The organism is Rubrimonas sp. (assembly GCF_036788415.1).
GTDB lineage: Bacteria > Pseudomonadota > Alphaproteobacteria > Rhodobacterales > Rhodobacteraceae > Rubrimonas.
Window position 1 is genome coordinate 1 of record NZ_DAIQNN010000061.1, and the last position, 20,570, is coordinate 20,570.

General features: G+C 72.8%; 18 protein-coding genes. 14 read left to right on the forward strand and 4 right to left on the reverse strand.

What is annotated here, in order from left to right:
- Positions 1-794 (reverse strand): MBL fold metallo-hydrolase (locus V7Q31_RS13070; protein WP_333834306.1); only part of this gene is annotated, 794 nt, incomplete at its 3' end.
- A 167-nt stretch (positions 795-961) separates the two neighbouring features.
- Between V7Q31_RS13070 and rpoZ the strand changes: the two genes are divergently transcribed.
- Positions 962-1,339 (forward strand): DNA-directed RNA polymerase subunit omega, encoded by a 378-nt coding sequence (gene rpoZ / locus V7Q31_RS13075; protein ID WP_333834307.1) that lies wholly within the window; start codon positions 962-964, stop codon positions 1,337-1,339.
- A gap of 7 nt (positions 1,340-1,346) precedes the next feature.
- Here the strand turns inward: rpoZ and V7Q31_RS13080 are convergent, their stop codons facing one another.
- Positions 1,347-1,706 (reverse strand): hypothetical protein, encoded by a 360-nt coding sequence (locus V7Q31_RS13080; RefSeq protein WP_333834308.1) that lies wholly within the window; start codon positions 1,704-1,706, stop codon positions 1,347-1,349.
- Positions 1,707-1,825: 119 nt separating this feature from the next.
- Between V7Q31_RS13080 and V7Q31_RS13085 the strand changes: the two genes are divergently transcribed.
- The 4 genes from V7Q31_RS13085 to V7Q31_RS13100 all read left to right on the forward strand — a co-directional run bounded on the left by V7Q31_RS13085 (position 1,826) and on the right by V7Q31_RS13100 (position 8,189).
- Positions 1,826-3,964, forward strand: a complete 2,139-nt coding sequence (locus V7Q31_RS13085; protein ID WP_333834309.1) for a RelA/SpoT family protein — start codon at positions 1,826-1,828, stop codon at positions 3,962-3,964.
- 144 nt (positions 3,965-4,108) lie between these two features.
- Positions 4,109-5,308 (forward strand): aminotransferase class I/II-fold pyridoxal phosphate-dependent enzyme, encoded by a 1,200-nt coding sequence (locus V7Q31_RS13090; RefSeq protein ID WP_333834310.1) that lies wholly within the window; start codon positions 4,109-4,111, stop codon positions 5,306-5,308.
- Positions 5,305-7,707 (forward strand): FtsK/SpoIIIE family DNA translocase, encoded by a 2,403-nt coding sequence (locus tag V7Q31_RS13095; RefSeq protein ID WP_333834311.1) that lies wholly within the window; start codon positions 5,305-5,307, stop codon positions 7,705-7,707. Before V7Q31_RS13090 ends, V7Q31_RS13095 begins: the two co-directional genes overlap by 4 nt.
- Positions 7,704-8,189, forward strand: coding sequence for a GNAT family N-acetyltransferase (locus V7Q31_RS13100; RefSeq protein WP_333834312.1), 486 nt, complete (start codon positions 7,704-7,706; stop codon positions 8,187-8,189). Before V7Q31_RS13095 ends, V7Q31_RS13100 begins: the two co-directional genes overlap by 4 nt.
- Before the next feature lie 42 nt (positions 8,190-8,231).
- On the opposite strand, the gene V7Q31_RS13105 is transcribed toward V7Q31_RS13100, so the two are convergent.
- Positions 8,232-11,366, reverse strand: a complete 3,135-nt coding sequence (locus tag V7Q31_RS13105; RefSeq protein WP_333834313.1) for an efflux RND transporter permease subunit — start codon at positions 11,364-11,366, stop codon at positions 8,232-8,234.
- A gap of 4 nt (positions 11,367-11,370) precedes the next feature.
- Entirely contained in the window at positions 11,371-12,492 is a 1,122-nt protein-coding gene (locus V7Q31_RS13110) for an efflux RND transporter periplasmic adaptor subunit (RefSeq protein ID WP_333834314.1), read from the reverse strand.
- 162 nt (positions 12,493-12,654) lie between these two features.
- Between V7Q31_RS13110 and ybgC the strand changes: the two genes are divergently transcribed.
- From ybgC to V7Q31_RS13155, 9 genes are all read left to right on the forward strand, one after another.
- Entirely contained in the window at positions 12,655-13,059 is a 405-nt protein-coding gene (gene ybgC, locus V7Q31_RS13115; RefSeq protein WP_333834315.1) for a tol-pal system-associated acyl-CoA thioesterase, read from the forward strand.
- Between the two features lie 157 nt (positions 13,060-13,216).
- Entirely contained in the window at positions 13,217-13,933 is a 717-nt protein-coding gene (gene tolQ, locus V7Q31_RS13120) for a protein TolQ (RefSeq protein WP_333834316.1), read from the forward strand.
- A complete protein-coding gene (locus V7Q31_RS13125) occupies positions 13,930-14,385 on the forward strand; it encodes an ExbD/TolR family protein (protein ID WP_333834317.1) in 456 nt (151 codons plus the stop codon). Before tolQ ends, V7Q31_RS13125 begins: the two co-directional genes overlap by 4 nt.
- Positions 14,386-14,395: 10 nt before the next feature.
- Positions 14,396-15,631: a hypothetical protein gene (locus V7Q31_RS13130; RefSeq protein WP_333834318.1), complete on the forward strand. Its 1,236-nt coding sequence runs from the start codon at positions 14,396-14,398 to the stop codon at positions 15,629-15,631.
- On the forward strand, positions 15,628-16,977 hold the full coding sequence (gene tolB, locus V7Q31_RS13135; protein WP_333834319.1) for a Tol-Pal system beta propeller repeat protein TolB: 1,350 nt from the start codon (positions 15,628-15,630) through the stop codon (positions 16,975-16,977). Before V7Q31_RS13130 ends, tolB begins: the two co-directional genes overlap by 4 nt.
- Before the next feature lie 76 nt (positions 16,978-17,053).
- Positions 17,054-17,566 carry a peptidoglycan-associated lipoprotein Pal gene (gene pal / locus V7Q31_RS13140; protein ID WP_442976546.1) on the forward strand — a complete coding sequence of 171 codons (513 nt, stop codon included), beginning with the start codon at positions 17,054-17,056 and terminating at the stop codon, positions 17,564-17,566.
- A complete protein-coding gene (locus tag V7Q31_RS13145) occupies positions 17,566-18,369 on the forward strand; it encodes a hypothetical protein (protein ID WP_333834321.1) in 804 nt (267 codons plus the stop codon). Before pal ends, V7Q31_RS13145 begins: the two co-directional genes overlap by 1 nt.
- Positions 18,360-19,634 (forward strand): tRNA lysidine(34) synthetase TilS, encoded by a 1,275-nt coding sequence (gene tilS / locus V7Q31_RS13150; RefSeq protein WP_333834322.1) that lies wholly within the window; start codon positions 18,360-18,362, stop codon positions 19,632-19,634. Before V7Q31_RS13145 ends, tilS begins: the two co-directional genes overlap by 10 nt.
- Before the next feature lie 46 nt (positions 19,635-19,680).
- A partial coding sequence (locus tag V7Q31_RS13155; protein ID WP_333834323.1) for an ATP-dependent metallopeptidase FtsH/Yme1/Tma family protein occupies positions 19,681-20,570 on the forward strand: 890 nt, incomplete at its 3' end.

A 20,570-nucleotide genomic window follows, 5' to 3' on the forward strand; every position in this document is an offset into this window, starting at 1 on the left:
GCGCGCATGTTCACCTGGATCGAGGGGATGATGAGCTTCGGCATGCCGAGCGTCGCGTCGCGCGCGGTGCGCATGGCGACGAACTCCTCCTTGGTCTTGCCGGCGATGTGGATGTTGGTCGCCTTCTGCTCCGCGACGGTGGTCTCCCACTTGTAGTCGTCGCGGCCCGGCGCCTTGTAGTCGTGGCAGAGAAACAGCCGCGTCGCGTCGGGCAGGCTCAGCACTTTCTGGATCGAATCGTAGAGGGTCTCCGCCGAGCCGCCGGGGAAGTCGCAGCGCGCCGTGCCGTAATCGGGCATGAACAGCGTGTCGCCGACGAAGGCCGCGTCCTCGATCACGTAAGTCAGGCAGGCGGGCGTGTGGCCGGGCGTGTGCAGCACGAAGCCCTTGAGGCCGCCGATCTCGAATCGGTCCTGCTCGCGGAACAGCCGGTCGAACTGGCTGCCGTCGCGCTGGAACTCGGTGCCCGCGTTGAACACCTTGCCGAAGGTGTTCTGCACCACGGTGATCTGGTCGCCGATGCCGATCTTTCCGCCGACTTCGCGCTGGATGTAGGGCGCCGCCGAGAGGTGGTCGGCGTGGACATGCGTCTCGAGCAGCCATTCCACCTTCAGCCCGCGCTCGCGCACGAAGGCGATCACGGCGTCGGCGGAGGCCGTGCAGGTGCGCCCCGAAGCGGCGTCGTAGTCGAGCACGCTGTCGATCACCGCGCAGGCGTCGCTCGCGGGGTCCTTCACCACATAGGAGACGGTGTTGGTCGGCTCGTCGAAAAAGGCGGTGACGTCGGGGGACATGGAAACTCCTTCGGTCGGTTTCCGCTTTAGATGGCCGAGCGCGGCCGGATTAACAAGCCCCACCTGTGCTTTTGCGGCGCGGCGGAACGGCGCGCGCGCCCCTTGCGCCGGGCGGGCGGGGGTTATATTGACCGCAGCTTGATCCCGCATGGAAGCTGGAGCGTCGCATGGCCCGCGTCACGGTTGAAGATTGCGTCGACAAGGTCCCGAACCGGTTCGATCTGGTGATGCTCGCCGCCCATCGCGCGCGCGAGCTGTCGGCCGGGTCGCCGATCACCGTGGACCGCGACAACGACAAGAACCCCGTCGTCGCGCTGCGCGAGATCGCCGAGGAGACGATCCCGGTGGAAGACCTTCGCGAGCACGCCATCGAGAGCTATCAGCGCCAGATCGAAGTGGACGAGCCGGAGGAGGACCGCATGTCCCTCCTGATGAGCGCGCCCTCGGCCATGGCGCCCGAGCGCACCGCCCCCGACCGCCCCGCCGAGGACATCTCCGAGGAGCAGTTGCTGCGCGCGCTGCTCGCCGAGCAGGACGGCCGCTGAGGCGGCCTCAGCGCGGAAGGTCGATTTCGAGACGCGCGCCGCCCCAGCCATGCCGGCTGTCGCGCGCCTCGATCGTCACTCTGCGCACCGCGTCGGGGATGGCCACGCCCGTCGACGACCGCGTGAAGGGCTGCTCGTCGACATGCGGATGCAGCAACACGCGCTCGCCGAACACGGTTCCGTCCGGCCCGACGACGCGCCAGGCGTCGGCGTAGTGGTCCCACCCCTCGTCGGCATGGGCGACGGTCACGTCGAAGCGCCAGAGGTCGCCCTCCCGGGTCGCCCGCGCGTCGAGCACATCCGCCTGGCCGGCCATCGCGGCGCCCGCCGCCATCGCCATCGCCGCCGCCAATCCCGCGCTGCGCATGCCGCGTCCCCCATCCGACCTGCCGCGCGCAACGTGGTCCGGCGGGTCCCGTTCCGCAACCCCGTCTTGCCAAGCGGCGAGCGGCGCGCTTTGCTCGGAGGTCGGAGGGGATCGCGCGCATGATCCGGCAGTTCGAACTCGTCGAACGCGTCCGCGCCTACAATCCCGAAGCGGATGAGGCGCTGCTCAACCGCGCCTATGTCTATGGCGCCAAGGCCCACGCCACCCAGACGCGGGCGAGCGGCGAGCCCTATTTCGGCCATCCGCTCGAAGTCGCCGCGATCCTCACCGATCTGCGGCTCGACGACGCCACCATCGTCACGGCCCTGCTCCACGACACCATCGAGGACACCACCGCCACGCGCGAGGAGATCGAGAAGCTCTTCGGGGCGGAGATCGCGCAGCTCGTGGACGGGGTGACCAAGCTGACCCGGCTGGAGCTGACCTCCAAGGAGGCCGCGCAGGCCGAGAATTTCCGCAAGCTGCTGGTGGCGATGTCGCGGGACGTGCGGGTGCTGCTCGTCAAGCTCGCCGACCGCCTGCACAACATGCGCACGCTGAGCGCCCTGCGCGACGACAAGCGCCAGCGCATCGCGCGCGAGACCATGGACATCTACGCGCCGCTCGCGGGCCGGATGGGCATGCAGCGCATGCGCGAGGAGCTGGAGGACCTGTCCTTCGACGTGCTCAACGCCGAGGCGCGCACGTCGATCATGCGCCGCTTCATCAAGCTGCGCCAGGAGACCGGCGATCTGATCCCGCTGGTGACCCGCCAGATCGAGGAGGCGCTCTACGACGCCAAGACGCCCGCCATCGTGCAGGGGCGCGAGAAGCGGCCCTTCTCGATCTGGCGCAAGATGGAGGAGAAGGGCGTCGGCTTCTCGCAGCTCTCCGACATTTACGGTTTCCGGGTGATCGTGGACAGCGAGGAGGATTGCTATCGCGCGCTCGGCGCTGTGCATAGGCGCTGGCGCGTCGTGCCGGAGCGGATCAAGGACTACATCTCCGGGCCGAAATCGAACGGCTACCGCTCGCTGCACACCACTGTCTCGGGGCCGAACGCGATGCGTGTGGAAATCCAGATCCGCACGCGGGAGATGCACGAGGTCGCCGAGCAGGGGGTGGCGGCGCATTGGGCCTATCGCGACGGCAAGCGGTCCCGCAATCCCTTCGCGGTCGACCCCTTCACCTGGCTGCGCGAGCTGGCCGAGAGGGTCGAGAAGGGCGACCCGCCGCAGGAGTTCCTCGAGCACGTCAAGCTCGACATGTTCTACGATCAGGTCTTCTGCTTCACCCCCAAGGGCGACGTGATCCCGCTGCCGCGCGGCGCGACGCCCATCGACTTCGCCTATGCGATCCACACGCGGATCGGCGACAGCTGCGTCGGCGCCAAGATCGACGGCCGCCGCGCGCCGCTCTGGACGCGGCTGCGCAACGGTCAGGCGGTCGAGATCATCCGCGCCGACGCGCAACGCCCTTCGCCGGTCTGGATGGACATGGCGGTGACCGGGCGGGCCCGCTCGGCGATCCGGCGCGCGCTGCGCGAGGACGCGCGCGACGAGAACATCCGGCTGGGGCGCGAAATCGTGCGTCAGGCCTTCGAGCGCCGCGGCAAGAGCGTGACCGACAAGGCGCTCGAGACGGCGGCGCGCAAGCTCGGGCGCGGCGGGCTCGACGATCTGCTGGAGGCGCTGGGCGCGGGCGACGTCTCGGGGCGGCGCGTGGTCGAGACGGTCTATCCGCCCGACCATGGCGGCGCGCCGGAGCCCCGCGTCGAGCCCGACGCGCCGACCGTGCGCGGCGTGCGCAAGGGCGTGTCGATGCGCTTCGGCGATTGCTGCCATCCGATCCCCGGCGACCGGATCGTCGGAATTCAGGAGCGCGGCGGCGTGACCGTGCACGCCATCGACTGCGCGCGGCTGGCCGAGCACGAGGACGCGCTCGACCGCTGGCTCGACCTGCGCTGGGACGAGGACGCCGACCAGTTCGCCACCCATGTCGCGCGCATCGAGCTGGTGCTGGCCAACGAGCCGGGGATGCTGGCGCGCATCTGCGCGCTGATCGCCGAGCAGCGCGCCAACATCGACTATCTGATGACCACCGAACGCAATTCCGACTTCATGCGGATGCTGGTCGATCTGGAGGTGCGCGACGTGAAGCATCTCAGCGGCATCGTCACCGTGCTGGAGGCGCAACCGATGGTGTCCACCGCGACCCGCAGCCGGGCGCGCGCCGCGGTTCTGGCGTCCGGGGCCTGAGGGCGCGGCTTTTGCGCACCACGCGCGGCGGCGCAGAGGCGCGCGCGGCTTGCCGGGGCGGCCTTGACTGGACCCTCAATTTCGGTCCCGCTATGTTTCGTCGCAGAGGGGGCGCGCCAGACGCCCCGCATGAGGCGACCAGCGATGCAGCAACCCGCGCGGTTCTCGGACCTGCCGGATTACGCCTTCACGCGCCTGCGCGCGCTGCTCGACCCTCATCCGCCGGGGGCCGAGCCGCTGGCCCTGTCGATCGGCGAGCCGACCCATGCGCCGCCGCAGGTCGCGCTCGACGCGCTCGCGGCCAATTCGCATCTCTACGGCAAGTATCCGCCCAACGAGGGCACGCCCGGCCTGCGCAGCGCCATCGCCGACTGGCTCGCCCGCCGCTACGGCCTGCGGCCCGACCGCGCGCACCCCGACCGGCACGTCCTGCCGCTCAACGGCACGCGGGAAGGTCTGTTCATGGCCTGCCTCGCCATGTGCCCCGAGCGCAAGGCCGGCGCCCGCCCCGCGGTGCTGATCCCGAACCCGTTCTACCAATGCTATGCGGCGGCGGCGCTCGCCGCGCAGGCCGAGCCGGTCTATGTCGCCGCCGACCCCGCGACCGGTCTGCCCGACTTCGCCGCCCTGCCCCCCGAGACGCTGGCGCGGACGGCGGTCGCCTATGTCTGCTCGCCCGCCAATCCGCAGGGCGCGGTCGCCTCGCGCGCCTGGTGGGCCGGGCTGATCCGGCTGGCCGAGGCGCATGATTTCGTCGTCTTCGCCGACGAATGTTATTCGGAGATCTGGCGCGACGCGCCCCCGCCCGGCGCGCTCGAAGTCGCGCAGGAGATCGGCGCCGATCCCGAGCGGGTGCTGGCCTTCCATTCGCTGTCCAAGCGCTCGAACCTCGCGGGTCTTCGCGCGGGCTTCTGCGCCGGCGGGCCCGAAACGGTTAAGGCGGCGCTGCGGCTGCGCTCCTATGGCGGCGCGCCCTCTCCCCTGCCGGCGCAGGCGGCGGCGGAGGCCGCGTGGCGAGACGAGGCGCATGTCGTCGCAAATCGCGCGCTCTACGCCGAGAAATACGCGATCGCCGACGAAGTTCTCGGCGGTATGAACGGCTATGCGTCGCCGCAAGCGGGGTTCTTTCTGTGGCTGAGAGTGGACGACGGCGAGGCGGCGGCGTTGGCGCTGTGGCGCGAGGCGGGCATCCGGACGTTGCCGGGGGCGTATCTGTCGCGCCCCGGGCGGCAGGGCGATCCGGGGCGGGACCGGCTGAGGGTGGCGCTGGTCGCGGCGCCGGACGCGCTGCGCAAGGGTCTGGGCGCGCTGCGCGCGGTGTTGAGCGGGGAGGGCGCGGGATGAGCAGCGACTGGACGCAAGGCGAGGCGCGGGCGCCGCTCGCGCCGCCGGCCCTTACCGCCTTCCTGCGCCGCCGCAGCGCGGAACTCGCGGGGCTGGGGATGATGGCGCTCGGGCTGTCGCTGGGCCTCGCTTTGGCCAGCTACGACCTGCGCGATCCGAGCTGGTTCGTCGCCACGCCCGACCCGGCGCGCAACTGGCTCGGCGCGGGCGGCGCGCTGGTCGCCGATCCTCTGATGCGCGCGCTCGGCCTCGCCGCCTGGGCCTTGCCTGCGCTCGGGTTGATCTGGGGCGCCCGCCTCGTCCTGCATCGCGGCGCCGAGCGGGTCTGGTCGCGGATGACGCTCGGGCTGCTCGCGACGCCGCTGCTTGCGACCTTCGCCGCCGCGCATGCGCCGTGGCCGTCCTGGCCGTTCGAGGCGGCGGGGCTGGGCGGGCTGTTCGGCGATCTGGCGCTGGCGCGGCTGCTGCAGGCGGCGCCCGGCGCGCCGCAGGGCGCGCTGCTCTGGGCGACGCTCGGCCTCGCGCCGCTGAGCCTGCTGGCCGCCGCGTTCGGCGCCGGGCTCGACCGCGGGGAGGCCGCCGCGCTTCTGCGCTTCCTCGGGCGCGGGCTGCGGCACGGGCTCGGGGCGTTCGGACGGCGGTCTGCGGCGCTCGGGCGCGCCGGCGGCGGCTGGGCCCTCGCAAAGCTGAGGGGGCCGCGCTCGGCCCGGATCGAGCCGCCGCGCGCGGTGGGCCGCGCCCGCCGCGAGCCGCGCCTGCGCGAAGAGGCCGCCGCGGCGCCCATTCCGCCGCGCGCGGCGCCGCCGCGCAAGCCCGCGAAGAAGAGCCGCCGGGCGCTCGACGAGGAGCAGCCGATGCTCGACCTCGACGGGCTGGGGGCGGGCGGCTACGACGCGCCGCCGCTCGCGCTGCTCGCCCCGCCCACGCCCGGCGCCGTCGCGCCGCTGTCGGCCGAAGCGCTCGACGAGAACGCGCGGATGCTCGAATCGGTGCTCGACGACTACGGCGTGCGCGGCGAGATCACAGGCGTGCGGCAGGGCCCGGTCGTCACCCTCTACGAGCTCGAACCCGCGCCGGGCACCAAGGCGAGCCGCGTGATCGGCCTGTCGGACGACATCGCGCGCAGCATGTGCGCCGTCGCCGCCCGCGTCTCGACCGTGCCGGGCCGCAACGTGATCGGCATCGAGCTGCCCAACCTCACCCGCGAGAAAGTCGTTTTGCGCGAGATGCTCGCGGCGCCCGCCTATGGCGACGCCTCGGCGCGGCTGGCGCTGGCGCTCGGCAAGGACATCGCCGGCGAGCCGGTGGTGGCCAACCTCGCGCGGATGCCGCATCTGCTGATCGCGGGCACCACCGGCTCGGGCAAGTCGGTGGCGATCAACACGATGATCCTGTCGCTCCTGTACCGCCTGCCGCCCGAGGAGTGCCGCCTCATCATGATCGATCCCAAGATGCTGGAGCTGTCCGTCTATGACGGCATCCCGCATCTTCTGTCGCCGGTCGTCACCGACCCCAAGAAGGCGGTGGTGGCGCTCAAATGGACGGTCGCCGAGATGGAGGACCGCTACCGCAAGATGTCCAAGCTCGGCGTGCGCAACATCGACGGCTACAACGCCCGCGTCCGCGAGGCGCTGGAGAACGACGAGCCCTTCACCCGCACCGTGCAGACCGGCTTTTGCGAGATCACCGGCGAGCCGACCTTCGAGACCGAGGAGTTCGAGCCCCAGCCGCTGCCCTACATCGTGGTGATCGTCGACGAGATGGCCGATCTGATGATGGTCGCCGGCAAGGAGATCGAGGCCTGCGTGCAGCGGCTGGCGCAGATGGCGCGCGCCTCGGGCATCCACATCATCATGGCGACCCAGCGGCCTTCGGTGGACGTGATCACCGGCACGATCAAGGCGAACTTCCCCACCCGCATCAGCTTCCAGGTCACCAGCAAGATCGACAGCCGCACCATCCTCGGCGAGCAGGGGGCGGAGCAGCTGCTGGGGCAGGGCGACATGCTCTACATGTCGGGGGGCGGGCGGATCACCCGCGTCCACGGGCCTTTCGTGTCGGACGAGGAAGTCGAGGAGGTGGTGCGCCACCTCAAGACGCTCGGCGCGCCCGACTACGTGCAGGCGGTCACCTCCGGCGGCGACGAGGACGACGGCCCGACCACGGTGGACGAACTGCTCGGCCTCGGCGGCGGCGAGGAGAGCGAGGAGCGGCTCTACGACCGCGCCGTGGCGATCGTGGCGCGCGACCGCAAATGCTCGACCTCCTACATCCAGCGCAAGCTGCAGATCGGCTACAACCGCGCGGCGCGGCTGGTGGAGGAGATGGAGGCGCAGGGCGTCGTCAGCCCCGCCAACCATGTCGGCAAGCGCGAAGTGCTGGTCGGCGAGGTGGAGTGAGCGCGGCGCCCGTCCCGCCCGCGATCCGGCGCGCGACCGAGGCCGATCTGCCGGCGCTCGAGGCGCTCGCCGAAGCCTTCGAGGCGCATCTGAACGCCATCGACCCCGCCAACCCAACGACCGTCCCGCCCGAGCGCCGGGCGGCGGTCCTGCGCTTCGCGCTCGGCCCCTGGCCCTGCCGGGCGGTGCTGCTGGCGGGCGCGGGCGACGCGCCGCTCGGCTTTCTCGCCTTTCAGGAAATCGTCTGGATGGACGACGGCGCGCCGGCGCTGTGGGTCTCCGACCTCTATGTCGCGCCCGACGCGCGGGGGCGCGGGGCTGGGGCGGCGCTCATGGCGGCGGCGCAAGCGGAGGCGCGCGCGCGCGGCGGCGCGCGCGTGGTCTTCACCGTCTGGCGCGAGAACGCGCCGGCGCGGGCCTTCTATGCGCGGCTCGGCGCGCGGGAGGTCGGGGACGAACTGCTGATGAGCCTCGGCGTCTGAACGACCGAGGCGCCGACCGGCCCTGCTTTACCGGGATGACCGTCACGCTTCCGGCGCCGCCATCCCCAGCTTCGCCTTCAGCCACTCCCGCGCGCTCTGAAAGACGACATACATCGCCGGAATGGCGAACACGCCGACCACGGTCGCGAGGATCATGCCGCCCGCCACCGAGGTGCCCACCGTCTGCCGCGTCACCATCGCGGCGCCCGTCGCCACCACCAGCGGAATGATGCCGGCGACGAAGGACAGGCCCGTCATCATCACGGCGCGGAAGCGCGCGCGCCCCGCCTCGATGGCGGCGTCGGTGATGCTCTGGCCCTCCTCGCGCCGGGCCTTGGCGAACTCGACGATCAGGATCGCGTTCTTGGTGACCAGCGCGATCAGGATCACGATGCCGATCTGGCCGTAGAGATCGAAGGCGAGCCCCGCGATCCACAGCGCCCCGAGCGCCCCCGCCACCCCGAAGGCGACGTAGAGCATCACCGGCACCGGGATCGTCCAGCTTTCATAGAGCGCGACGAGGAACAGATAGGCGAACAGGATCGAGAAGCCGAGGATGATCCCGGTCTGCCCCGCCGCCTGCCGCTCCTGCAGCGCCGTGCCGGTCCACTCGTAGTCGAAGCCGGGCGGCAGCGTGGCCTGCGCGACCTCCTCCATCGCGTCGAGCGCCGTGCCCGATGCGACGCCGTCGGCCGGTCCGCCGATGTAGCGCACGCTGCGGAAGTTGTTGTAGCGGCTGATCGACTGCGGCCCGAGCACTTCGCGCACCTGAGCGACGGCGCCGAAGGGCACCATCTCGCCGCGGTCGTTGCGCACATGCACGCGCTGCAGGTCCTCGATCGCGCCGCGGTCGGCCTGCCGCGCCTGCACGTTCACCTGCCAGGAGCGGCCGAACAGGTTGAAGTCGTTGACGTAGATCGCGCCGAACGTGCCCTGCAGCGCCTGGAACAGGTCGGTCACCCGCACGCCCAGCGTCTGCAGCCGCTCGCGGTCGATCTCGATGAACAGCTGCGGCGTGTCGGCGCTGAAAGTCGTGAAGGTCGGCCCGAGCCGCGGATCGGCGTTGGCCGCGAACATCAGCCCGCGCCCGACTTCGGCGAGGTCCGCCGGGTCGCGCCCTTCCAGATCGTTGAGCATGAACTCGAAGCCAGAACCCGTGCCGAGCCCGATGATCGGGGGCAGGTTGAAGGCGAAGATCTGCGCGTCGCGGAAGGCCGCGCCCTGCCGCATCGTCTCGGCGATGGCGACGAGCGCGCTCAGCCGCGGATCGCTCCGCTCCTCGAACGGCGCCATCGCCACGGCGACGAAGGCGCTGTTGGAGGAGACCTGCCGGTCGATGATGCTGAAGCCCGAGGCGCTGGCGGTGTTCACCACGCCCGGAAGCTGGCGCACCGTCTCCACGAACTCGGCGCGCGCGGCCTCGGTGCGGTTCACGGAGGCGCCGGCTGGCAGGCGCACTTCGATCAGGAAGGCCCCCTGATCCTCCTCGGGCAGGAAGCCGGTCGGCACCTTGCCGAACAGCCACCCGCTCGCCGCAAGCGCCGCGACCAGCAGCACCATTCCGAGCACCGCCTTGCGCGCCATGAACCCGGCCATCTTCACATAGCCGTCGCGCGTGTCGTCGATGCGGTTGGAGATCCACGCCATCACGCCCTTGCGCGGCCCCTCCTGTCGGCGCAGCAGCAGCGCGCAGAGCGCGGGGCTGAGCGTCAGCGCGTTGATCGAGGAGATCACGACCGACACCGACACGGTGACCGCGAATTGCTGGAACATCCGCCCCGTGATGCCGGGGATGAAGGCCACCGGCACGAACACCGACAGCAGCACCAGCGTCGTCGCGATCACCGGCCCGGTGATCTCGTTCATCGCCTTCTCGGTCGCCTGCGCGGGCGTGAGGTCGGGGTTTTCCTGCAAGTTCCGGTCGACGTTCTCGACCACCACGATCGCGTCGTCCACGACCGTGCCGAGCGCCAGCACCAGCGCGAGCAGGGTGATGGTGTTGAGGGTGAAGCCGAAGGCCAGCAGCAGCGCGAACGTCCCGATCAGCGAGACGGGGACGGCGGCGAGCGGCACCAGCGTCGCGCGCAGGCTGCCGAGGAAGATGAACACCACGATCATCACGAGGACGAAGGCCTGCACCAGCGTGATCTGGAGTTCGGCGATCGAGGCGTCGATGAACATCGTCAGGTCGTAGGTGACGTCGTAGGTCATCCCGCCGGGAAAGCGCGCCGACAGCTCCTCGAGCGTGCGCTCGACATCCTGCGCGATCGCCAGCGCGTTGGCCCCGGGCGCCTGATAGATGCCGATCACGACGCCCGGCTGGTCGTTGAACGTGCCGATCACGTCGGAGTTGCGCGCGCCGAGCTCGACGTCCGACACGTCGCCGACGCGCACGAAGGAGCCGTCGGGCAAAGCGCGGATCACCACGTCGCGGAATTCCTGCGCGTCCGTCAGGCGCCCTTGCGTGCGCATGGTGAGCTGCAGGACCGGGTCCTCGCTCATCGGCTGCGCGCCGACGCGCCCGATGGCCGCCTGCACGTTCTGCGCCCGCAGCGCCGCCACCACGTCCGCGGGCGTCACGCCGAGGCTCGTCATGCGGTCGGTGTCGAGATTGACCCGCATCGAGTAGTCGCGCGCGCCGAGCACCAGCACGTCGCCGACGCCCGCGATGCGCGACAGCGGATCGACGAGGTTGATGGTGGCGAAGTTCGAGATGAAGATGTCGTCGAATTCGCGGTTCTCGTCGAAGATCGAGACGAGCTGCAGCAGCGCGTTCGAGCTCTTGCGGGTGGTGACGCCGATGGCGCGCACTTCGGCCGGCACCTGACTTTCGGCCGCCGAGACGCGGTTCTGCACGTTCACCGTCGCGATGTCGGGGTCGGTTCCGACTTCGAAGGTCACCGTCAGCGAGTAGCTGCCGTCGGCGCCGCTCAGCGACTCCATGTAGATCATGTCGTCGACGCCGATCACCTGCTGCTCGATCGGCTGGGCGACGGTCTGCTCGACCACTTCGGCGTCGGCGCCGGGGAAGAAGGCCTGCACCCGCACCTGCGGCGGCAGGATCTCGGGGAACTGCGCCACCGGCAGGCCGTTGAGCGCGACGAGCCCGGCGATGGTGATGACGATGGAGATGACGGCGGCGAAGCGCGGCCGCGCGATGAACAGGCTGGAGATCATGAGGTCAGCCTTCCGGGGCGAGCGCGGGGTTCACCTGCGCGCCGGGGCGGACGCGGTTCAGGCCTTCGGTGATGACGAGTTCGCCTTCTTGCAGCCCCGCCGAGATCACCGCCTCGCGCGCGGTCGACCGCTCGACCGAGACGCGGCGCTGCTCGACGACGTTCTCGCCGGTCACCACCAGCACGAAGGAGCCGACCTGGTCGCGCTGCACGGCGCGGCGCGGCACGGTCAGCACGATCTGCGGCGCGTCGGTGACGAGGCTCACCCCCACCAGCGCGCCGTCGAGCAGCGCGCCGTCGGGATTGTCGAACACCGCGCGCACCCGCACCGTGTCGGTGCCGCTCGCGACCGCCGCGTCGGTGAAGTCGATGACGCCGGGATGCGGATGCGTCGCCCCGTTGGGCAGGACCAGCTCAACCGCGATGCTCTCGCGCGCGGCGCCGGCGGCGCGCTGGTCGAGCAGGATCGCCGTCGGCACCGGGAACTCCGCGCGCATCGGGTCGAGGCGGGTGAGCGTCGTCAGCGGCGGCGATTGCGGCGTGACGAATGCGCCCACGTCCTGCGTCGTAAGCCCGACGACCCCGTCGAAGGGCGCGACGATCTCGGTGTAGGAAAGCTCCAGCCTGGCGCGGTCGAGCGTGGCGCGCAGCCGCGCGATCTCGCCGTCGGCGCGGCCGAGATTGGCCGTCGCGATGTCGAGCTGCTGCTGTGCGACCGAGCCGCGGTCGACCAGCGTCGCCTGCCGGTCGCGCTCGATCACCGCGAGCTGGCGCTGCGACTCGGCGGCCTGGATCAGCCCTTCGATCTCGGCCACGGCGGCGCGGTAGGCCTCGCTCTCGATGCGGTAGAGCACGTCGCCCGCGGCGACCCGCGCGCCTTCGACGAAGGCGATCTCCTCGATGAAGCCCGCGACCCGCGCGCGGACGTCCACGCGCTGCGCGGCGACCAGACGGCCGCGGAAGCTCGCCGTCTCGCGCACGTCGCCCATCTGCGCCGGCGCCACCGTCACCACGGGAACCGGCGCCCCCTGCGCGTGAGCGCCGCCGCCCGGCGCGAGGCTCGCCGCCAGCCCCGCCGCGGCGATCGCCGCCCCCGCCGCAATTCCCCGCGCGCGCTTCAATCTCATCAATCGCTCCCGTTCGTCGAATCGACGCCGCCGCGGGCGCAGCATTGCTGCAAATGCGCGCGTCCCACAACCGACAGCGCGCCAGCGGGACTCGACGCGACGTCGGGGGTCGGATACCGCTCCGCCCGCGCCGCCGCGGCGCGCCACGCCGGAGTGAGAAACATGGCCGCGCACCGCCTCGATCTCCGGGTCTATTACGAGGACACCGACCTCGCCGGCATCGTCTATTACGCCAACTACCTGAAGTTCCTCGAACGCGGGCGGACCGAGGCGCTGCGCGCGGTCGGCGTGGACCAGTCGGCGATGAAGGCCGGGGGCCTCGTCTTCGCCGTGACGCGGGTCGAGATCGACTATCGTCGCTCGGCGCGCTTCGACGATCTTCTGACCGTCGAGACCGCGCTGAGCCGTCTCGGCGGCGCGTCGGTGGAGATGGTCCAGCGCGTGCTGCGCGGCGACGAGACGCTGGCGCCGGCGCGCGTGCGGGTCGCCTGCATGACGCCGGAGGGCCGGCCCGCGCGGATGCCCGACCCGGTGCGCGCCGCGCTGGCGAGGCTCCCGGGGGCGTGAACCTCGGCCCTGCGCGCGCCGATTGACGCGCGCTCCGCGATCGCCGATTCTGGCGCCATAATAACGGCGCAAAACCGGCGCCATCATGCAGGCGACATGACGGGCGACGCAACGCGCGCGCAGCGCGTGCGATCGGCCGCGACGCGAGGCGGGCGGTATGGAAATCGAAGCGCTTGGCCTGGCGCAGGACGCGGGCCGAACCATCGACTTCTCGATGGTGGCGATGTTCACGCGATCGACCGTGATGGTCAAGGCCGTCACGATCTCGCTGATCCTCGCCTCCGTCTGGGGATGGGCGGTGATCGTCGACAAATGGCTGGCCTTCCGCCGCGCCCGGCGCGAGGCGGCGCTGTTCGAGGACGCGTTCTGGTCGGGCCAGCCGCTCGACGCGCTGTTCGACCGGATCGGGACCAAGCCGCGCTCGGCGATCGAGCGCGTCTTCGTCGCCGGCATGGCCGAATGGCGGCGCAGCTATGACGGGGCGGGCGCGCTGATCCCGGGCTCCGCCGCCCGCATCGAGCGCGCGCTCGACGTGGCGCTGGCGCGCGAGGGCGAGGCGCTGGGCTCGCGGCTGAGCGTGCTGGCGACCGTGGGCGCGGTGGCGCCTTTCGTCGGTCTGTTCGGCACGGTCTGGGGCATCATGACCGCCTTCGAGCGCATCTCCATCGAGCAGAACACCAACCTCGCCACCGTCGCGCCCGGCATCGCGGAAGCGCTGGTCACGACGGCCATCGGGCTGATCGCGGCGGTGCCGGCGGTGATCTTCTACAACGTCCTCAGCGCCGAGGCGCAGCGCGCGGGGGCCCGGCTCGAAGCCTTCGCCGACGAGTTCTCGGTGATCCTGTCGCGCCAGATGCAGCGGGGGACGCCATGAGCGGGGAGCTGATCGCGTCGCGGCGCGGGCGGCGGCGGCGCGCGGTGGCGCGTCCGATGGCCGAGATCAACGTCACGCCCTTCGTCGACGTGATGATGGTGCTGCTGGTGGTGTTCATGGTGGCGGCGCCGCTGCTGACCGTGGGCGTTCCCCTGCAACTGCCGCGCAGTTCCGCCTCGCCTTTGCCCGTCGTGCGCGAGGAGCCCCTGACGATCAATGTCGACGCCTCCGGGCAGGTTTACATCCAGAAGACGCCGACGCCCTTCGAGGAGCTGATCCCGCGCCTGCGCGCCATCGCCGCCGAGCGGACCGACGACCGGGTGTTCCTGCGCGCCGACGCGGCGCTCGACTACGGCCGGGTGGCGCAGGTGATGGGCGCGTTGAATGCGGGCGGGTTCCGCAGCATCGGTCTGGTGACCGATCCGGCGGCCTCCGGCGCGGACCGGCGCTGAGGGGCGCGCGATGGCGCCGGGGATGATCGTCTCGACTTCGCTGCACGCCGCGGCGATCGCGCTGGCGCTCTTCGGACCGGTGCTGTTTCCGCGCGGATCGGCGCGCGAGATGGCGGTGAGCGAGGTCGTGCTGATCCCGGGCGTCGAGTTCGACGCTGCGATCTCCTCGCCGCCCGACGCGCCCGAAGGCGGCTACGCGCCGCCGCCCGCGCCCGACGCGGCGCGCCCCGAGACCGCCCCTCCCGCCAGCCGCGCCGCCGCCGCGCCGCCCGCCGCGCCGCCCCCCGCCGCGCGCCCGACCGCGGCGGCGCCCGAATCGGCGCCGCGCGGCGACGCCCCCGACGCCGAGGCCCGGCTCGCCGCCCTCGCGCCCCCGCCCAGCGCGCCGCCGCCCCAGGCGCCGCCGCCTTCGACCCGCGCAGACCCCGCGCCGGCCCCCGCCCGCAGCGCGGCGCAGGCCCCGACGCCCGCCCCGGCCGCGCCCGAAGCCCCCGACGGCGACGCGCCGCCGCCGCCGCCGCCGGAGGCCGTCGAAGTCGCGCCTCCTTCGGCCGCCCGAACCGAGACCTCCGCGCCGCCGGTCGCCCCGCCGGAGCCCGCCGCGCCGCCCGCCGAGGCGCGGCCGCGTCAGGCGCCGCCTGCGCCGCCGCGCGCGCCGCAGCTCGAAGCGGCGCCGGCCCTCGCGCCCACGCCGCCGCGCGCCCGGCCCGCCGACGCGACGGCCCGCGCCGCGCGCGCGGCGCAGGCCGCCGCGGCGCCGGTCGAGCCCGCCCCCGAGCGGGACCGCGCGCCCGAACCTGAGACCGCGCCCTCGATGGCGGACGCCGTCGCCGAGGCGCTGGCGCAGGCCGAGCGGCAGGAGGCCGCCGCCTCCGCCTCCGCCGCGCCGCGCGCGGCGCCGACCCCGGGCGCGTCCGCCCGCCCGCCCTCGGGCTCGGTGATCGCAGGCCTGATCGCCGGCGTGCAGCGCCATTTCGCCCCTGTGCCCGGAACGCTCGACGCCGCCGCGACCCGCGTGCGCCTGCGCGTCACGCTGACCGAGGACGGGCGGATGAGCGGCCAGCCGGAACTGCTCGAACCGGCGGGCGCCCTCGACCGCCAGCACGCGGCGCTGCGCCGCTACGCCATCGCCGCGCTGGTGCGCGCCGACGAGGCGCGGGTCTTCGCGCCGCTCAACCGCGCCGCCTATGACGGCTGGCCGCATCTGATCGTCACGTTCACGCCGGAAGGGATGCGCATCCTATGACCGACACCGTCAGCCGTCGCACAGCCCTCGGGATGCTCGCCGCGACCGCCGCTGGAGCCGCCGCGCCGTTCGGCCCCGCGCGCGCGCAGCGCGCCTCGCCGCTCGAGATCACCATCGCCGGCGGACAGTTCCGCCCGATCCCGCTCGCGGTCCCCACGCTGTTCGGCGACGACGCGCGCGCGCAGGCGCAGGCCAGCGAGATCACCGAAGTCGCGACGGCGAATCTCGTCAATTCCGGCCTGTTCCGCCTCGTCCCGCGCGAGGCCCATGTCCAGTCGCTCGAGAGCATGGACCAGCCGCCCCGCTTCGCCGACTGGCGCGCCATCGGCGCCGAGGCGCTGCTGGTCGGGCGCGCCGCCTTCGAGCCGGACGGGCGGCTGAGCCTCGCCTTCCGCCTGTTCGACGCCGCCGCCGAAAGCCAGCTCGAGGGCAAGCGCTATTTCGTCGATCCCGCCGCCTGGCGGCGCGCCGCGCACAAGCTGTCGGACGCCGTCTATACGGCGCTGACCGGCGAGAGCGGCTATTTCGACAGCCGGATCGTCTTCGTCGACGAGAGCGGCGGCAAGGGCGACCGGGTCAAGCGGCTGGGGCTGATGGATCAGGACGGCGCCAATCCGCGTTATCTGACCGACGGGCGGCACATCGTGCTCACCCCGCGCTTCTCGCCGGTGGATCAGGAGCTGCTGTACATCAGCTACGAGACCGGCCAGCCGCAGGTCTTCATGATCAATCTCGACAGCGGCCAGCGCGAGGCGCTCGGCGGCTTCGGCGCGCAGATGAGCTTCGCGCCGCGCTTCTCGCCCGACGGGCGGCAGGTCGCCCTCTCGCTGGTCGAGGGCGGCGTCACCGACGTGTTCCTGATGGACCTCGCCACGCGGCGGATGCGCCGGCTGACCTCGGGGCCCGCCATCGACACCGCGCCCTCCTTCGCGCCGGACGGGTCGCGGATCGTCTTCGAGAGCGATCGCGGCGGCGGCTCGCAGATATATCTGATGGGCGCGCAGGGCGGGAGCGCCGAGCGGATCAGCTTCGGGCAGGGCCGCTACGGCACGCCCGTCTGGTCGCCGCGGGGCGATCTGATCGCCTTCACCCGGCAGGCCGGCGGGCGATTCGAAATCGGCGTGATGCGGCCCGACGGCTCGGGCGAGCGCATCCTCGATTCGAGCTATCACAGCGAGGGGCCGAGTTGGTCGCCCAACGGCCGCGTCCTCGCCTTCTTCCGCGAGACGCCGGGGCAGGGGGGCGGCGCGAGCCTCTTCAGCGTCGACGTGGCCGGGCTGAACCTGCGCCGCCTGCCGACGCCCCGCGCCGCCTCCGACCCCGCCTGGTCGCCGCTTCTGCCCTGAAGGTTCCGCCTGCCCGTTGCGCGCCGGGCGCGCGCGCGTCACCATCGTTCCGCCGCCAGCCATGAGGATGTCTCAGATGATCCGGCTCCCCCGCTTCGCCTTCGCCGCCGCCGCCGCTCTGCTGCTCGCCGCCTGCGCCACCGAACCCGATCTGGTCGATCAGACCGGCGGGGCGGGGTCGGGCGGCTTCGGCGCCGGCGGCCCCGGCCAGTTCGACCCCCGATCGGTCGAGTATTTCAACGTCACCGTGGGCGACCGCGTGTTCTTCGCCTTCGACAGCGCCGCGCTCGACCCCATGGCGCTCGACACGCTCACCCGGCAGGCCGCATGGCTGACGGAGAATCCGGGCGTGACCGTCACCATCGAAGGTCACGCCGACGAGCGCGGCACGCGCGACTACAACCTCGCCCTCGGCGCCCGCCGCGCGCAGGCGGCGCGCGACTTCCTGCTCGGCCAGGGGGTGCCGGCGACGCGGATGCGCACGGTCTCCTACGGCAAGGAGCGCCCGGTCGCGCTCGGCTCCGACGAGGGGAGCTGGGCGCAGAACCGTCGCGCGGTGACCGTCGTCGCCGGCGCGCCGACCAGCTGATGCGCGGCTTTCGCCTCCTCGCGCCGCTCTGGCTGTCGCTCGCGCTTGGCGCGGGCGCTCCGGCGCAGGCGCAGGCGCCGGGCTCGACCGCGCAGCTGCACATGCGCATCGACGCGCTCGAGACCGAGATCCGCCGGCTTACGGCGGAGCTCGAGCGGCTGGGCCACGCGCTGCGCCAGGCGGAGGCGGCGAACCGCGCGCGGTTCGACGATTTCGAGTTCCGCGTGACCGAGCTCGAAGGCGGCGACCCCACGGCGGCGCTGCGCGGCGACCCCGGCGACGCCCCGCCGCCGGCGGCGCCCCAGGGGGGAGGCGCTGCGCCGCAGACGGCGCCCGAGCGGGCGCCCGAACGCGCGGTCGGCGAGCCGCCGGCGGCGCTCGGCGTCCTGCGCGAGCCCGCGCCGCGCCCCGCCGGCGCAGGCGAGCAGGCCGATTTCGACGCGGCGATGCGCGATCTCGACGCGCTGGGTCTGGAGGCCGGCGGGCGCAGCGTCGACGATTTCCTCGCCCGTCATCCCCAGGGCGCGCTGGCGGGCCGCGCGCGGCTCGCGCTGGGCGGCGCCTACGCCGAGGAGGGCCGCTTCGCGGAGGCGACGCGCGAGCTCGTCGCGGGGCTGCGCGCCGACGGCGACGGGCCGTCCGGTCCGCCGACGCTGCTCCTGCTCGCCGAGACGCTGCATGCGCTCGGCCGCACCGCCGACGCCTGCGCCGCCTTCGCCGAGTTCGACGCCCGCTATCCCGACGCTCCGGCCGACGTCGCGGGCGAGGCGCGGCGCAGCGCGCAGCGGCTGGGGTGTCGCTAGAGGCGCGGGTCGGCGCGGCGCTCGACCGGCTGCATCCGGGCGGCGCGCTGGGCCTCGCCGTCTCGGGCGGGGGCGATTCGACGGCGCTCGCCGCGCTCGCCGCCGACTGGGCCGCCGCGCGCGGCGTGCGGCTGGCCGCGCTTTGCGTCGACCACGGATTGCGCCCCGAAAGCGCCGCCGAAGCCGAGACCGCGCGCCGCGCACTGGAGCGCCTCGGCGCGCCGGCGCAGGTCGCGCGCTGGGAGGGGTGGGACGGGCGCGGCAATCTTCAGGCCGAGGCCCGCGCCGCGCGGAGCCGCCTGATCGCCGACTGGGCGCGCGCCGAGGGTCTGGCCGCCGTCGCCACCGGCCACACGCGCGACGATCAGGCCGAGACCCTGCTGCTGAGGCTCGCCCGCGGCTCCGGCGTGGACGGCCTCGCCGCCATGGCCGAGCGCTCCGAGCGCGCCGGCGTCCTCTGGCTCCGCCCGCTGCTCGAAACCTCCCGCGCCGAGCTGCGCGATTGGCTGCGCGCGCGCGGTCTGAGCTGGGTTGAGGATCCCTCCAACGACGATCCGCGCTTCGACCGCGTGCGCGCCCGCCGCGCGCTGGCGGCCCTCGCGCCGCTGGGCCTGACGGCGGAGGGTCTCGCCGCGACCGCTGCGCGGATGCGCCGCGCGCGCGCGGCGCTCGACGTCCAGACCGCCGCGCTCGCCTCGCGGGCGGCGCTCGTCGGGCTGCTCGGCGAGGTCGCGCTCGACCGGCCGGCGCTCCTTTCGACGCCGGAGGAGATCGCGCTGCGCCTGCTCGCGGGAGCCGCGCGCGCGGCCTCGGGCGCGGAGCATCCGCCGCGCCTCTCGGGGCTGACCGGGCTGCTGGAGGCGGTCACGGCGCGCGAATCGGGAGGGCGCGCATTGCATGGCTGCGTGGTGCGCTGGACGCGCGCGCGCCTCCTCGTCGCGCGCGAACCCGCCGCGGCGGCGCGCGCTGCGGCGCCGGTCGGCGGGCTCTGGGACGGGCGTTTCGCAGTCGATCCGGACGGGGAGGGCGCGGTCGCCGCGCTCGGCGCCTCCGGCGAGGCGGCGCTGGCGGCGGCGCGGGCCTGCGGCGACTGGTCGCCGCCTGCGCATTGGCGCGCCGCGCCCCGAGCCGCCCGCCTCAGCGCCCCGGCCCTGTGGCGCGGGGCGACCTTGGCCGCCGCGCCGCTGGCCTGCTATGGTTCCGGCCTTGTCGCGCGGCGGGCCGCTCGCGTTGAATTGCCCGGGGCCGCGCTTATGTGCCTGTGACCGGTCGCGGCGTCGCCGCGGGTTGGCGGATGGGGAGAGAAATTCCGTGGGCAATGCGAGAAACTTCGCGTTCTGGGCCGTGGCGATCCTGCTTCTGGTCATGCTGTTCAACGTGTTCAGCGGCGGCGCGCCATCGGGCGGCGCGGGCCAGATGGCGTTCTCGGACTTTCTGACGCGGGTCGACAACAAGGAAGTCGCGGAAGTCCGCATCGACGGCGAGCGCCTCACCGGCCGCCTCGTCACAGGCGAGGGCTTCACCACCTATCAGCCCTCCGGCGCCGACATCATCCCTGAACTGCGCGCCGGCGACGTGCGCGTGACGGTGGAGCCGCAGACCGAGGGCGGGCTGCTGTCGACGCTGTCCTTCTGGCTGCCGATGCTGATCCTGTTCGGCGTGTGGATCTTCTTCCTCAACCGCATGCAGGGCGGCGGTCGCGGCGCGATGGGCTTCGGCAAGTCCAAGGCGAAGCTGCTGACCGAAAAGACCGGCCGCGTCACCTTCGACGAAGTCGCCGGCATCGACGAGGCCAAGGAGGAACTCGAGGAGATCGTCGAGTTCCTGCGCGACCCGCAGAAATTCTCGCGCCTCGGCGGCAAGATCCCCAAAGGCGCGCTGCTCGTCGGCCCCCCGGGCACCGGTAAGACCCTGCTCGCGCGCGCCATCGCGGGCGAGGCGGGCGTGCCCTTCTTCACCATCTCGGGCTCGGACTTCGTGGAGATGTTCGTCGGCGTCGGCGCCAGCCGCGTGCGCGACATGTTCGAGCAGGCCAAGAAGAACGCCCCCTGCATCGTGTTCATCGACGAGATCGACGCCGTCGGCCGCCATCGCGGCGCCGGCTATGGCGGCGGCAACGACGAGCGCGAGCAGACGCTCAACCAGCTTCTCGTCGAAATGGACGGCTTCGAGGCCAACGAAGGCGTGATCCTGATCGCCGC